This is a genomic window from Geodermatophilus obscurus, from assembly GCF_900143215.1.
GTDB lineage: Bacteria > Actinomycetota > Actinomycetes > Mycobacteriales > Geodermatophilaceae > Geodermatophilus > Geodermatophilus obscurus_A.
The window spans coordinates 49,119-62,969 of the sequence record NZ_FRDM01000024.1; the positions used below are offsets into that span (position 1 = coordinate 49,119).

The 13,851-nt window shown below is 74.3% G+C and carries 14 protein-coding genes; 11 read left to right on the plus strand and 3 right to left on the minus strand.

Features of this window, described 5'->3' with window-relative positions:
• The first annotated feature begins 62 nt into the window (after positions 1-62).
• Positions 63-1,085 carry a ribosome small subunit-dependent GTPase A gene (gene rsgA, locus BUB17_RS18290; protein ID WP_072920116.1) on the plus strand — a complete coding sequence of 341 codons (1,023 nt, stop codon included), beginning with the start codon at positions 63-65 and terminating at the stop codon, positions 1,083-1,085.
• A gap of 25 nt (positions 1,086-1,110) precedes the next feature.
• Positions 1,111-2,367, plus strand: coding sequence for a phosphoribosylamine--glycine ligase (gene purD / locus BUB17_RS18295; RefSeq protein ID WP_072920117.1), 1,257 nt, complete (start codon positions 1,111-1,113; stop codon positions 2,365-2,367).
• Here the strand turns inward: purD and BUB17_RS18300 are convergent.
• Positions 2,354-3,784 carry an AI-2E family transporter gene (locus BUB17_RS18300; RefSeq protein WP_072920118.1) on the minus strand — a complete coding sequence of 477 codons (1,431 nt, stop codon included), beginning with the start codon at positions 3,782-3,784 and terminating at the stop codon, positions 2,354-2,356. The two genes, purD and BUB17_RS18300, sit on opposite strands and share 14 nt — an antisense overlap.
• A gap of 94 nt (positions 3,785-3,878) precedes the next feature.
• Between BUB17_RS18300 and purB the strand changes: the two genes are divergently transcribed.
• The 8 genes from purB to BUB17_RS18340 all read left to right on the plus strand — a co-directional run bounded on the left by purB (position 3,879) and on the right by BUB17_RS18340 (position 11,505).
• Entirely contained in the window at positions 3,879-5,186 is a 1,308-nt protein-coding gene (gene purB, locus BUB17_RS18305) for an adenylosuccinate lyase (RefSeq protein ID WP_072920119.1), read from the plus strand.
• Positions 5,187-5,238: 52 nt separating this feature from the next.
• Positions 5,239-6,099, plus strand: coding sequence for a phosphoribosylaminoimidazolesuccinocarboxamide synthase (locus tag BUB17_RS18310; protein WP_072920120.1), 861 nt, complete (start codon positions 5,239-5,241; stop codon positions 6,097-6,099).
• 149 nt (positions 6,100-6,248) lie between these two features.
• Positions 6,249-6,866: an alpha/beta fold hydrolase gene (locus tag BUB17_RS18315; protein ID WP_072920121.1), complete on the plus strand. Its 618-nt coding sequence runs from the start codon at positions 6,249-6,251 to the stop codon at positions 6,864-6,866.
• A gap of 68 nt (positions 6,867-6,934) precedes the next feature.
• A complete protein-coding gene (locus BUB17_RS18320; RefSeq protein ID WP_141243084.1) occupies positions 6,935-7,714 on the plus strand; it encodes an endonuclease domain-containing protein in 780 nt (259 codons plus the stop codon).
• A gap of 147 nt (positions 7,715-7,861) precedes the next feature.
• Positions 7,862-8,101, plus strand: coding sequence for a phosphoribosylformylglycinamidine synthase subunit PurS (gene purS, locus BUB17_RS18325; protein ID WP_072920123.1), 240 nt, complete (start codon positions 7,862-7,864; stop codon positions 8,099-8,101).
• Between the two features lie 10 nt (positions 8,102-8,111).
• Positions 8,112-8,783, plus strand: coding sequence for a phosphoribosylformylglycinamidine synthase subunit PurQ (gene purQ / locus BUB17_RS18330; RefSeq protein ID WP_072920124.1), 672 nt, complete (start codon positions 8,112-8,114; stop codon positions 8,781-8,783).
• Positions 8,780-11,125 carry a phosphoribosylformylglycinamidine synthase subunit PurL gene (purL, locus tag BUB17_RS18335; protein ID WP_072920125.1) on the plus strand — a complete coding sequence of 782 codons (2,346 nt, stop codon included), beginning with the start codon at positions 8,780-8,782 and terminating at the stop codon, positions 11,123-11,125. The genes purQ and purL overlap by 4 nt, the downstream gene beginning before the upstream one ends.
• Positions 11,125-11,505, plus strand: coding sequence for a sterol carrier family protein (locus BUB17_RS18340; RefSeq protein WP_072920126.1), 381 nt, complete (start codon positions 11,125-11,127; stop codon positions 11,503-11,505). Before purL ends, BUB17_RS18340 begins: the two co-directional genes overlap by 1 nt.
• Positions 11,506-11,572: 67 nt before the next feature.
• Here BUB17_RS18340 and BUB17_RS26950 read toward each other — a convergent pair whose 3' ends face one another.
• Both BUB17_RS26950 and BUB17_RS18345 read right to left on the minus strand, forming a co-directional pair.
• Entirely contained in the window at positions 11,573-11,716 is a 144-nt protein-coding gene (locus BUB17_RS26950; RefSeq protein WP_175561410.1) for an MFS transporter small subunit, read from the minus strand.
• Positions 11,713-13,128 carry an OFA family MFS transporter gene (locus BUB17_RS18345; RefSeq protein ID WP_072920127.1) on the minus strand — a complete coding sequence of 472 codons (1,416 nt, stop codon included), beginning with the start codon at positions 13,126-13,128 and terminating at the stop codon, positions 11,713-11,715. Before BUB17_RS18345 ends, BUB17_RS26950 begins: the two co-directional genes overlap by 4 nt.
• A 220-nt stretch (positions 13,129-13,348) precedes the next feature.
• Here BUB17_RS18345 and BUB17_RS18350 point away from each other — a divergent pair.
• A partial coding sequence (locus BUB17_RS18350) for an alcohol dehydrogenase catalytic domain-containing protein (protein ID WP_175561411.1) occupies positions 13,349-13,851 on the plus strand: 503 nt, incomplete at its 3' end.

Consider the following 13,851-nt stretch of genomic DNA (forward strand, 5'->3'; position numbering starts at 1 on the left):
GCGCCGACTGGTCACCCACAATTCGGAGGACACCGCGCTGACCTGCGCGCGACCATGCCGACGTGACCGATCTCTCACTCCTGGGGTGGTCGCCGGACCGGGACGCCGGGATCCCCGCCGGCTGCGTGCCCGGCCGCGTCGCCCGGGTGGACCGCGGCCGGCTGACCGTGCTCACCGCTGACGGCGAGGTCCGCGCCCACCCGGCGGCCGCGCTGCTCGAGGACCCCGGGCCCACGGTGGGCGACTGGGTGGCGCTGCGCGGCGAGCTGGCGGTGGCGGTGCTGCCCCGGCGGACCGCGTTCACCCGTGTCCTCGCCGGGCGGACGTCGGCCGAGCAGGTGGTCGCGGCCAACGTCGACCTGGTGCTCGTCGTCGACGCGCTCACCACGGCGCCGCGCCTGCGCCGGGTCGAGCGGTACCTGGCCGTCGCCTGGGGCAGCGGGGCGACGCCGGTCGTCGTCCTCACCAAGGCCGACCTGTGCGACGACGTCCCCGCCGCCCTGCTCGCCGTGCAGGAGGACGCCGTGGGCGTCGACGTCGTGGCCGTCAGCTCGGTGACGGGGGAGGGGCTGGCCGCCGTCCGGGCGCTGCTCGGTCCCGGGCGCACGGCGGCGATGGTCGGCCCGTCGGGCGTGGGCAAGTCCAGCCTGGCCAACGCGCTGGCGGGGACGGAGGTGGCTGCCACCCGCGGGGTGCGCGAGGCCGACGGCCGCGGCCGGCACACCACCACGGCGCGGGAGCTGCACCTGCTGCCCGGCGGCGGCCTGCTCGTCGACACCCCGGGCATGCGGGAGCTCGGGCTGGTCGACGACGCGGGCGTCGACACCGCCTACGCCGACGTCACCGAGCTCGCCGCCCGGTGCCGCTTCCGCGACTGCGCGCACCGCACCGAGCCCGGCTGCGCCGTGGCCGCGGCGATCGACGAGGGGCGCCTGGACCCGGCCCGCTACACCGCCTTGCGCAAGCTGCAGGCCGAGGCACACCGTCAGGCGATGCGCTCCGACGCCCGCGCCCGGGCCGCCGAGCACGCCCGCGTCCGCGCCCTGCACCGGTCGTACCGGTCGCAGCCGAACAGGGCGCGGTGAGGCCCGCTCGGTAGGGTCGCCGTCCGTGCGCGTGCTCGTGATCGGCTCCGGTGCCCGGGAGCACGCCCTGTGCGTCGCTCTGTCCTCCGACCCCGCGGTGACCGCGCTGGCCTGCGCGCCGGGCAACGCCGGCACCCGCGCGATCGCCGAACCGGCCGACGTCCACGCCGCCGACCCGGTCGCCGTCGCCGCGCTGGCCTCGTCCTGGCGGGCCGACCTGGTCGTCGTCGGCCCGGAGGTGCCGCTGGTCGCCGGTGCCGCCGACGCCGTCCGCGACGCCGGCATCGCCTGTTTCGGCCCGTCGGAGCAGGCCGCGCAGATCGAGGGCAGCAAGTCCTTCGCGAAGCACGTGATGGCCGCGGCCGGGGTGCCGACCGCCCGGTCCTGGCCGGTGGGCGGCGCGGCCGAGCTGGAGACCGCGCTGGACGAGGCTGGTCCGCCGTACGTGGTGAAGGACGACGGGCTCGCGGCCGGCAAGGGCGTCGTCGTCACGACCGACCGGGACGCCGCCGTCGCGCACGGGCACCGGGTGCTGGACGCCGGCGGGGCCGTGCTGGTCGAGGAGCACCTCGACGGGCCCGAGGTGTCGCTGTTCGCCGTCACCGACGGGACGACGGTGCTGCCGCTGCTGCCCGCGCAGGACGCCAAGCGCCGCGACGACGGTGACGGGGGGCCCAACACCGGCGGGATGGGCGCCTACGCGCCGCTGCCCTGGGCGCCGCCCGGGCTGGTCGACGACGTGCTGGTCACCGTGCTGCAGCCGACGGTCGACGAGATGGCCCGCCGCGGCGAGCCGTTCTCCGGGCTGCTCTACGCCGGCCTGGCGCTGACCTCGCGCGGGATCCGGGTGGTGGAGTTCAACGCCCGCTTCGGCGACCCGGAGACGCAGGTGGTGCTGCCGCTGCTGGAGACCCCGCTGGCCGGCCTGCTGCACGCCGCGGCCACCGGCACGCTGGCCGGCCACCCGCCGCTGCGCTGGCGCGACGGGGCCGCGGTCACCGTCGTCGTCGCGGCCCCCGGCTACCCCGAGCGGCCGCGCACCGGCGACCCGGTCACCGGCGCCGACGCCGAGGGGGTGCTGCACGCCGGCACCACCGTCGACGCGGAGGGGACGGTGCGCTCCTCCGGCGGGCGGGTGCTGGCCGTGACCGCCGTGGGGGAGGACCTGGCCGCAGCCCGGCGGCGGGCCTACGAGCGGGTGGCCGGGGTCCGGCTGGCCGGCGCCCACTGGCGCACCGACATCGCGCTGGCCGCGGTCGAGGGCCGCATCACCGCGTGCTGACCGCCGGCCGGGCGCGATCCCGGCGCGGCTCGGGTGGCCGCGGGCCGTCGTACCGCCGCGACAGGTAGGTGCCGGCCACGTTGGCGCAGGCCACCGTGGGGACGGCGATGAGCGCGCCGAAGATGCCGGCGACGAGCAGGCCCGCGGCGATCGCCAGGACGACGGCGAGCGGGTGCACCCGCACCGCCCGGCCCAGCAGCAGCGGCTGCAGGACGTGCCCCTCCAGCTGCATGACCGCGACCACGATGGCCAGCGCGATCAGCGCGGCGATCGGTCCCTGGGAGACCAGCGCGACGAGCACGGCCACGGTGCCGGCGAGGAACGACCCGATGATCGGGATGAACGCGCCCAGGAACACCAGTGCGGCCAGCGGGATGACCAGCGGGACGCCGAGCACCGCCAGCCCGATGCCGATGCCGACCGCGTCGACCATGGCCACGGCGGCCGTGGCGCGCACGTAGGAGATGAGGGTGCGCCACGAGCGGCGGGCGGCCTCGTCGACGAACGCACGGGAGCCCCGCGGGAACAGGCCGACCAGCCACAGCCAGATGGAGCGGCCGTCCTTGAGGAAGAAGAACAGGGTGAACAGCGCCAGCAGGATGCCGGTGGCGACCTCACCGACCGTCACGGCGGTCGTGAGCGCGCCGGAGGCCAGCACGTCCTCGTTGTCGACCAGCGTCTGCTGGAGCTGCTCGACGGCGGTCTCCAGCTGCGTCCGGGTGACGGGGAAGGTGCGCACGACCAGGTCGCGCACCTGCTCCACGCCCTGGCCGGCCTGCTCGGCGAGGTCGCCGAAGCCGGTGACGACCTGCTGGACGACCAGCGTGATGATCCCCGAGACGGTGCCGAGCCCGACCACGAGCATCGTGAGGGCGGCGAGGACCGGGGGCCAGCCGTGGCGGACCAGCGCCGCGGCGCCGGGCTGCAGCAGCGCGGCCAGCAGCAGCGCGACGATCACCGGGACGACGACCACGGCCACGTAGGCGGCCGCCCAGAGCAGCAGGTACAGCCCGGCGAGGACGACGATGAGCCGCCACGACCAGGCCGCGGCCACCCGCAGGCCGCGGGGCACCTCCTCCTCGGGAGCGCCGGGTCCCCGCGCGGCGCGGCGGCGGTCGGCCGCCCCCCGGCGCGGCTGTCCGCCGGCCGGCGGCCCGCTGACGCCGCCGGGTCCGAGCGGGCCGTCGAGGTCGGGCGCACCCGGCTCGGGACTGCCGAGGGGAGGCCGGCCCGCGTCGGCGTCGTCCGTGTCGTCGCGGAGCTGACCGTCGTGGAGCCGGCCGTCGTGGAGGTCGTCGTCCTCGTGCTCGTCGTCGTGCGGGTAGGACCGGTGCGGCCAGGCGTGCGGGTCGTGCTCGCGGGCGGCGCGGATCCGCTCGCGAGCACGTGTCGCGAGGTGGGTGGCTCGTCGCAGCATCGTTTCCTCCGGCGAGCAGTAGGGGCCGTCACCGACAGCATCCCGCCTGCGGGAGACTGGCGACGTGGTGCGACGAACCGATGAGGGCTGACACGTGATCGAGCGGTACACCCTGCCCGAGATGGGTCGGGTCTGGAGCGACCAGCACAAGTACGAGCTGTGGTGCCGGGTCGAGACCCTCGTCCTCGAAGCGCACGCCGCGGCCGGGCGGGTGCCCGCCGAGGTGGTGCCACCCGTGCGCGACGCGCCGCCGCCCACGCCCGAGCGGGTCGCGGAGATCGAGGAGACGACGCAGCACGACGTCATCGCCTTCCTCACCGCGTGGGCCGACAACACCGAGCCGCGGTCGGCCGCCGCCTACGTGCACCACGGCATGACGTCGTCGGACCTGCTGGACACCGCGCTCGCCGTGCAGCTGACCGAGGCCACCGACCTGCTGCTGGCCCGGCTCGACCGGCTGGTGGCGGTGCTGCGCGACCACGGGCTGGCGCACCGCGACACGATCAGGGTCGGCCGCACACACGGCGTGCACGCCGAGCCCGACGTGTGGGGCCACCGGGTCGCCGACATCGCCTTCGCCGCCGCCCGCTCGCGGGACCGGCTGCGGGCCGCGCGCGAGCGGGTCGGCGTCGTCGCCATCTCCGGCGCCGTGGGCACGTACTCGCTGATCGACCCGTCGGTCGAGGTCGCCGTCGCCGAGGCGCTGGACCTGCGGCCCGCCGACGCCTCCACCCAGGTGGTGCTGCGCGACTCGGTCAGCGAGTGGGTCGCCGCCCTGGCGATCATCGCGACCGTCTGCGAGACGGTGGCCCTGGAGGTGCGGCACGGTCAGCGCACCGAGGTGCGGGAGCTCTCGGAGGCGTTCGGCTCGGGCCAGAAGGGCTCGAGCGCGATGCCGCACAAGAAGAACCCGATCCGCTCCGAGCGCATCGCCGGGCTGGCCCGGGTCGTCCGCGCCGCCGTCGTCCCGGTGATGGAGGGCATCCCGCTCTGGCACGAGCGCGACATCTCGCACTCCTCGACCGAGCGGGTGTTCCTGCCCGACGCCGCGATCACCACCGACTACCTGCTGCACCTGACCACCGGGCTGGTGGAGAGCCTGGTGGTCGACGCCGACCGGATGCGGGCCAACCTGGAGTCGACCGGCGGGCTGATCTACACCTCGTCGGTGCTGCTGGAGCTGGTCGAGGGCGGGGCCTCGCGGGAGGGCGCCTATGCCCTCGTCCAGACCGCGGCGATGGAGACGTGGAACAGCGGGACGCCGTTCCGCGAGACGCTGCGCAAGCGCGCCGCCGATGCGGGCGTGGCGCTGGACGAGGCGCGGCTGGACGAGATCTGCCGGCCCGAGCGCTACGTGACCAACCTCGGTCCGCTGTTCGACCGGCTGGCCGCGCTGTCGTGAGCGGCTCCGTCGTCGTGCCGGCTCCGCCGGGCGGGAGCGGACCGGTGACGTCGTGAGCCTCACCCTCCCGCTCGTCGCCCGGGGCAAGGTCCGCGAGGTCTACGACGCCGGCGACGACCGGCTGCTGCTCGTCGCCTCCGACCGGATCTCGGCCTACGACCACGTGCTGCCCACGCCGATCCCCGACAAGGGGCGGGTGCTCACCCAGCTGTCGGTGTGGTGGTTCGACCAGCTCGCGCCGGTGCTGTCGTCGTTCGGGGCCTCGCACCACCTCGTCTCGGCGTCCGACGTGCCGGCGGAGGTCGCCGGGCGGGCGATGCTCGTGCGCCGCCTGGAGATGCTGCCGGTCGAGTGCGTGGCCCGCGGCTACCTCTCCGGCTCCGGCACGGTCGAATACCAGCGCACCGGCTCCATCCGCGACGTCCCGCTGCCGGCCGGCCTGGTCGAGGGTTCGCGGCTGCCCGAGCCGGTGTTCACGCCGTCCACCAAGGCCGAGCAGGGCGAGCACGACGAGGCGATCGACTTCGCGGCGGTGGTCGCCGCGGTCGGGTCCGAGCGGGCCGAGCAGCTGCGCGAGCTCACGCTGGCGCTGTACCGGCGCGGCGCGGAGGTCGCCCTGGACGCCGGGATCGTGCTGGCCGACACCAAGGTGGAGTTCGGGCTCGCGGACTCCGCGCTGGTCCTCGGCGATGAGCTGCTCACGCCGGACTCCTCGCGCTTCTGGCCGGCCACGCTGTGGTCGCCCGGCGGCGTCCAGCCCTCGTACGACAAGCAGTACGTCCGCGACTGGCTGACGTCGTCCGGGTGGGACCGCGTCTCCCCGCCGCCGGAGCTGCCCGCCGACGTGGTGGCGGCGACCCGTGAGCGCTACGTGACCGCCTACGAGCGCCTGACCGGCACTCCCTTCCGCTGACGTGGCAGCGACGCGCTCCGGCATCTCGTACCGGACCGGCGGCTCCGGGGACTCCCTGCTGGTGCTGCTGCACGGCCTCGGCGCCACGGGCGCGGTGTGGGACCGACTGCTCCCGCTGGTCGAGCGCTCCTGGCCCGGGTCGTGGGCGGGTGCCGGACCTGCGCGGTCACGGCCGGTCGACCGCGGAGCCGCCGTACGGGTACGCGGTGCACGCGGCCGACGTGGCCTCGCTGGTGGCCGAGTCCGGAGCGGCGCGGGTCACCGTGCTCGGGCACTCGTTCGGCGGCGTGGTCGGCGCGGTGCTCGCCGGCGGCTGGTTTGGCGTGGAGGTGGAGCGGGTCGTCGCCGTGGGGGTCAAGATCGACTGGACGGCGGACGAGAAGGCCCGGGCCCGGTCGATGGCCACCCGACCGCCGCAGGTGTTCCCGACCGCCGCGGAGGCCGCCGACCGCCACCTGAGGCTGGCCGGGCTGACCGGGCTCGTGGACCCGTCCTCCGAGGTGGCCGCCGCAGGCGTCCGCGAGGTGGACGGCGGGTTCACGGCAGCGCTCGACCCGCTGGCGTTCGGGCTGGGAGGCCCCCGACGCCGTCTGGTCCCTGCTGTCCACCACCTGACCTCCCGCGAGATCTGCACACCGGTCGCCATCAGCGCCGTGAAGGGCGCCACTGTGCAGATCTCGCGGCAGGCTGTGGACAGCGTGAGCGAGGCAGCCCGGGTGTCGGACAGGGTGCCGCGGTGCCCGCTCGCCGTACCCGCTCCCACCTGACCGGCCCAGCGACTCGAGCGACCGCACGGGCGGCAGGCGTCACGGGCTCCCAGCTGCGTCACCGTGACGTGGTCCGCCTGTCCCGCGACACCTACCTGCCACGTGCTGTGGCCGGTGTCCTCAGCGCCAGGGTCGAGGCCGTCCTGCTCACCGCGCCGGATCGAGCGGTGATCAGCCACGCTACGGCTGCCGGCCTGTGGGATGTGGCGATCCCGCTGCAACGAGAGGATCCGCGGGTCCACCTGACCGTCGCCACGGGGTCGGCCGTCCGCGGGCGCCGCGACCGGGTCGTCCACCGCACGCCGCTGCACGAGAGCGACGTGACCACCCGGGACGGTGTTCCGGTCACCACGCCGGAGCGGACGTGGCGTGACCTGGCCACGGTGCTGGAACCGGCTGCGCTCCTCGCCGTCACCGATCAACTGCTGGCCCGCTGGTGTGGCCGTCCGGACCTCGGGACGCAGCTGACCCGCCGGCCGGCCGGCCGCGGCTCGGCGCGAGCTCGTGCGGTCCTGCCCGTGGCGGACCCGCGTGCCGAGTCTCCGATGGAGTCCGTGCTGCGCTGGCTCCTCCACGAGGCCGGCCTGCCCGCGCCGGAGTTGCAGTACGTCATCCGGGACGACGCAGGTGAGTTCCTCGGCCGAGCCGATCTCGCCTGGCCGGGTCAGAAGGTGCTCGTCGAGTTCGACGGCGACGTCCACCGCGAGCGCGACGTGTTCGTCAACGACCTGCGCCGGCAGAACCGCCTCGTTGCGGCGGGGTGGACGGTGCTGCGGTTCACGTCCGCCGACGTCCTGGGGCGGGCGCACGAAGTGGTCGTCCAGATCCGCCGCGCCGTCGGTTGGTGAGATCTGCGCAGTGGTTGTCATCAGAGCCGGGAAGGGCACCACTGTGCAGATCTCGCGGGAACGGAGGAGCGGAGGGAGCGGAGGAGCGGGGCCAGGGTCACCAGCGCTCCGGCCGGTGGTCCGCGTCACCCCGGTACCCTCGTCGGCGTGCCTCGGGTGGTCGTCGACGTCGTGCTGAAGCCGGAGATCTCCGACCCCCAGGGGCAGGCGGTGCTGGGGGCGCTGGGCCGCCTCGGCCACGACGGCGTCCGCAGCGTGCGCCAGGGCAAGCACTTCGTCCTCGAGGTCGACGGCACCCCCGACCGGGCCGAGTTGCAGCAGATCGCCGAGACGCTGCTGGCCAACCCGGTCATCGAGGACGTCGAGCTCCGCCTCCCGACCGACTGAGGAGACCCCCGTGCGCATCGGTGTCATCACCTTCCCGGGCTCCCTGGACGACGTCGACGCCGTCCGCGCGGTGCGGCTGGCCGGTGCCGAGCCCGTCGCCCTCTGGCACGCGTCGCACGACCTCGAGGACGTCGACGCCGTCGTCCTCCCCGGTGGCTTCTCCTACGGCGACTACCTGCGGGCCGGCGCCATCGCCGCCCGCGCGCCGCTGGTGCAGGACGTCGTCGACCGGGCGCGCAGCGGCATGCCGGTGCTCGGGATCTGCAACGGCTTCCAGGTGCTCTGCGAGGCCGGCCTGCTGCCCGGCGCGCTCACCCGCAACGGCCACCTGCACTTCCGCAACCGCGACCAGGCGCTGCGCATCCAGCGCGCCGACACCGCGTGGACGCAGGACTACGAGGCCGGCCAGCGGATCGTCGTCCCGGTCAAGAACGGCGAGGGCCGCTACGTGGCCGCGCCGGCCGACCTCGACCGCATCGAGGGCGAGGGCCGGGTCGCCGTCCGCTACCTGGAGGGCAACCCGAACGGCTCGATGCGGGACATCGCCGGCGTCACCAGCGAGAACGGCCGGGTCGTCGGGCTGATGCCGCACCCCGAGCACGCCGTCGAGGACCTCACGGGCCCGAGCACGGACGGGCTCGGGTTCTTCACCAGCGTCCTGAAGGCGGTCGTCAGCGCATGACGCAGGGACTCAGCGACCTCGACACCGGCCCCGGCCGGCTGCAGAACCGGCTCGACACCGTCGAGCTGGCGGCGAGCACCCCCGATGACGAGCAGCCGTACGCCGAGCTGGGCCTGAAATCCGACGAGTACGCCCGCATCCGCGACATCCTCGGCCGCCGGCCGACCACCGCCGAGCTGGCCATGTACTCGGTCATGTGGAGCGAGCACTGCTCCTACAAGTCCAGCAAGGTGCACCTGCGCCGCTTCGGCGACCTGCCCCGCAGCGCGGCGCTGCTGGTCGGCATCGGCGAGAACGCCGGCGTCGTCGACGTGGGCGACGGCTACGCGGTCACCTTCAAGGTCGAGTCGCACAACCACCCCAGCTACGTCGAGCCCTACCAGGGCGCGGCCACCGGGGTCGGCGGCATCGTGCGGGACATCCTCACCATGGGCGCCCGCCCGGTCGCCGTCATGGACAGCCTGCGCTTCGGCCGGGCCGACGCCCCCGACACCGCCCGCGTGCTGCCCGGCGTCGTCGCCGGCGTCGGCGGCTACGGCAACTGCCTGGGCCTGCCCAACATCGGCGGCGAGCTGCTCTTCGACGCCTGCTACGCGGGCAACCCGCTGGTCAACGCGCTGTGCGTCGGCGTGATGAAGCACGAGGACGTCCGGCTGGCCAAGGCCGAGGGTGTCGGCAACAGGGTGATCCTGTTCGGCGCTCGCACCGGCGGCGACGGCATCGGCGGTGTCTCGGTGCTGGCGAGCGAGACCTTCGAGGCCGAGGGCCCGGCCAAGCGGCCCAGCGTGCAGGTCGGCGACCCGTTCACCGAGAAGCTGCTCATCGAGGCCTGCCTGGAGATCTTCGCCGCCGACCTCGTCACCGGCATCCAGGACCTCGGCGGCGCCGGCCTGTCCTGCGCGACCAGCGAGCTGGCCAGCGCCGGCACCGGCGGCATGCACATCGACCTGGACACCGTCCCGCTGCGCGACTCCACGCTCACCCCGGCCGAGATCCTGATGAGCGAGTCGCAGGAGCGCATGTGCGCCATCGTCGAGCCCGACAAGGTCGACGCCTTCCTCGCCGTGTGCCGCAGGTGGGACGTGCTGGCCACCGTCATCGGGGAGGTGACCGACGGCGACCGGCTCACCGTCGACTGGCACGGCGAGCGCATCGTCGACGTCCCGCCGCGCACGGTCGCCCACGAGGGCCCGGTCTACGACCGGCCGATGCGGCGCCCGGCCGACCTCGACGACCTGCAGGCCGACGACCCGGCCGCGCTGCCCCGCCCGACGACGCCGGAGGAGCTGGCCGCGCACTGGCTGGCCGTCCTCAGCAGCCCGGACGGCGCGGACAAGACCTGGGTCACCGAGCAGTACGACCGCTACGTCCGCGGCAACACCGTGGCAGCAGGGCCCGACGACGCCGGCGTCGTGCGCATCGACGAGGAGACCTCCCGCGGCATCGCGCTGTCCCTCGACGGCAACGGCCGCTACGCCCGCCTGGACCCCTACACCGGCACGCAGCTCAACCTCGCCGAGGCGTACCGCAACGTGGCGGTGAGCGGCGCCCGGCCGCTGGCGGTCACCAACTGCCTCAACTTCGGCTCCCCGGAGGAGCCCGAGGTCATGTGGCAGTTCGCCGAGGCCGTCCGCGGCCTGGCCGACGCCTGCCGCGACCTCGGCCTGCCGGTCACCGGCGGCAACGTCAGCCTCTACAACCAGACCGGCGACGTCGCGATCAACCCGACGCCGGTCATCGGCGTGCTGGGCGTGCACGAGGACGTCCGGACCCGGGTGTCCACCGGCTGGCGGACGGCGGGGGAGACGGTGCTGCTGCTCGGCGTCACCCGGCCGGAGTTCGGCGGCTCCGCGTGGGCCTCGGTCGTGCACGGCCACCTCGGCGGCCGCCCGCCGGCGGTCGACCTCGAGGCCGAGCGGTCGCTGGGTCAGGTGCTGGCCGCGCTGGGACGCGAGGGCCTGGTCACCTCGGCGCACGACCTGGCCGACGGCGGCCTGGCGCAGGCGCTGGCCGAGTCGGCGCTGCGCCACGGCGTCGGCGCCCGGCTGCGCCTGGACGGCGACCCGTTCACCGCCCTGTTCAGCGAGTCGACCGCACGCGCCGTGGTCACCACGACCGACCCGGAGGCGGTGCGGGCCACCGCCGAGTGGGCCGGCGTGCTGGTCACCGAGCTGGGGACGACGGGCGGCGGCGGTCCGGACGCAGTGCTGGCCGTCGAGGGCGTGGCGGAGCTGCCGCTGGCCGGGCTGCGGGCCGCCTGGGGCGCGACGCTGCCGGCCCTGTTCGGCACCCCGGAGGCGACCGTGGGCAGCGTTCCGGCGGGGACCGTCCCGACCAGCTGATGCCGGTCCAGCCGATCCCGGCCGGGGAGCTGCGCTCCGCCGTCGACCCGGTGCGGGCCTGGCTGGCAGGGGAGGCCGAGCAGCCCCCGCGGGCGGTGCTCGGCGCCGCGGTGAAGACGACGGCGCGCTGGCTGGCCCAGCAGGTGCCCGGCCGGTCGGTCGAGCTGCGGGTGCCACCGCACGTCGCCGTCCAGCTGGTGCCCGGGCCGCGGCACACCCGCGGGACGCCGCCCAACGTCGTGGAGACCGACGCCGCCACGTGGCTGCGGCTGGCGACCGGGGAGCTCCGCTGGGACGACGCGGTGGCGGAGGGCCGGGTCAGCGCCAGCGGCAACCGCGCCGATCTGTCCGCTCACCTGCCGTTGTCCCCGCTGAGATGACCACGGTCGGAACAGCACCGCGCCCCGGCCGCTACGAGAGCGACCGGGGCGCGGTGTGCTGGTGGGCTCAGCCCCCGAACAGGGCGCTGGCGGCCTTGACGGTGTTGTAGAGCCCGTAGGCGAGCGGGACGCCCACCAGGGTCCAGGCGAAGGCGATCAGGCCCACCGGGGTGTGCGTGGACTGCCGGTCATCGGTGACGGGGTGGCTCATCGGGCGGCGCTCCGTTCCGGGTTGGCGCGGGCGGTGGCGGGGGTGGTGGCCGTGGACTCGTGCCACTTGGCGGCCACCGGCTTGATCAGCAGGTTGGCGATGAAGCCGATCGCCAGCAGGCCGACCATGATGAACAGCGCCGGGCGGTAGTTCGCCGCGACCAGCTGGCCGGGGGTGCCCTGGGTGTCCAGGACGCCGTTGATGATCAGCGGCCCGGCCACACCGGCGGCCGACCACGCGGTCAGCAGCCGGCCGTGGATGGCTCCCACCTGGTAGGTGCCGAACAGGTCGCGCAGATAGGCCGGTACGGTCGAGAAGCCGCCGCCGTAGAAGCTGATGATGATGGCGGCGGTCAGCACGAAGATCCAGGTCGCCGTGCTGCCGAGGGTGGCCAGGATGACGTACAGGACCATGCCGACGCCCAGGTAGACCATGTAGATCGGCTTGCGCCCGATGAAGTCCGAGGTCGAGGACCACACGAACCGGCCGCCCATGTTGAACAGCGAGAGCAGGCCGACGAAGCCGGCGGCGGTGGCGGCGGCGACCGTGGAGGTCTCCCCGTTGCGGAAGAAGTCCTGGATCATCGGCGCGGCTTGCTCGAGGATGCCGATGCCCGCGGTGACGTTGCAGAAGAGCACCGTCCACAGCAGCCAGAACTGCGGCGTCTTGATGGCGTTGTTCGCCGAGACGTTCTCGGTGGTGACCAGGGCCTTCTTCTTGACCGAGGACGGGTCGAAGCCGGTGGGCCTCCAGCCGTCGGCCGGCACCCGGACGATGAAGGCGCCGAACATCATGAAGACCAGGTAGACCGCGGCCAGCGTGAAGAACAGCGCCGCGACGGCCTCGCCGTTGGGCACGGTGCCCGCGGTGCCGTCGTAGGCCGGGTCGTAGTAGTTCATCAGCTGGCGCGACAGCGGCGAGGCGATGAGCGCACCGCCACCGAAGCCCATGATCGCCATGCCGGTCGCCAGGCCGGGGCGGTCCGGGAACCACTTGATCAGCGTGGAGACCGGCGAGATGTAGCCGATGCCCAGGCCGATGCCGCCGAGGACGCCATAGCCGAGGTAGAGCAGCCACAGCTGGCCGGTCTCGATGCCGACGCCGCCGACCAGGAAGCCGGCGACCCAGAAGACGGCGGAGGTGAACATCGCCGCCCGGGGACCGTTGCGGTCCACCCAGGTGCCGAACAGGGCGGCGGAGACGCCGAGCATGACGATCGCGATCGAGAAGATGATCCCGATCGCGGTCAGGCTCGTGTCGAAGTGCTCGACGAGCGCGGTCTTGTAGACACTCGTCGCGTACGCCTGGCCGATGCACAGGTGCACGGCGAGCGCTGCCGGCGGGATCAACCAGCGGTTGAAGCCGGGGCGGGCCACGATGCGATCTCGGGCCAGGAAACTCGGTACTGCCACGGGACGGACCTCCGGAGGACATCGGTCGGGGGATCCCCCGCCGGAAAGGGTCCGTGCCAGACGTCACGGACCCGCGGGAACGCTACGTCGCCCCTGCACGTGCCGCGAACCGGACGGTCGAGTCATGACTGTTCGCAACCCGATCGTTGTCAACCGGGTGCCTGGACGGCGCGTGCGGGACGCCGGGTCGCGGTCGCACCTGCCGGAATAGGCTCTGACCATGGCCTACGAGGTGAAGGGCGTCGTCGCCCGCAGCAAGGGTGCCCCGGTGACCGTCGAGACGATCGTCGTCCCCGACCCCGGTCCCGGGGAGGCGGTGGTCGACATCCAGGCGTGCGGGGTGTGCCACACCGATCTGCACTACCGCGAGGGTGGCATCACCGACGAGTACCCGTTCCTGCTCGGCCACGAGGCCGCCGGCACCGTCACCGCGGTCGGCGAGGGGGTCAGCAACGTCGCGGTGGGGGACTTCGTGGTCCTCAACTGGCGGGCGGTCTGCGGGCAGTGCCGCGCCTGCCTCAGGGGCGAGCTGCAGTACTGCTTCAACACCCACAACGCCGCGCAGAAGATGACGCTCACCGACGGCACCGAGCTGACCCCGGCGCTGGGCATCGGCGCGTTCGCCGAGAAGACGCTGGTGCACTCCGGGCAGTGCACTCCGGTCGACCCCCAGACGCCGGCCACCGCCGCCGGGCTGCTCGGCTGCGGCGTGATGGCCGGCGT

What these genes read in the sequence shown, in the direction of transcription:
- BUB17_RS18300 (WP_072920118.1), bottom strand. Translation starts at nt 3,784, where the DNA reads ATGCTGCGACGAGCCACCCACCTCGCGACACGTGCTCGCGAGCGGATC.
- purL (WP_072920125.1), top strand. Translation starts at nt 8,780, where the DNA reads ATGACGCAGGGACTCAGCGACCTCGACACCGGCCCCGGCCGGCTGCAG.
- BUB17_RS18340 (WP_072920126.1), top strand. Translation starts at nt 11,125, where the DNA reads ATGCCGGTCCAGCCGATCCCGGCCGGGGAGCTGCGCTCCGCCGTCGAC.
- BUB17_RS26950 (WP_175561410.1), bottom strand. Translation starts at nt 11,716, where the DNA reads ATGAGCCACCCCGTCACCGATGACCGGCAGTCCACGCACACCCCGGTG.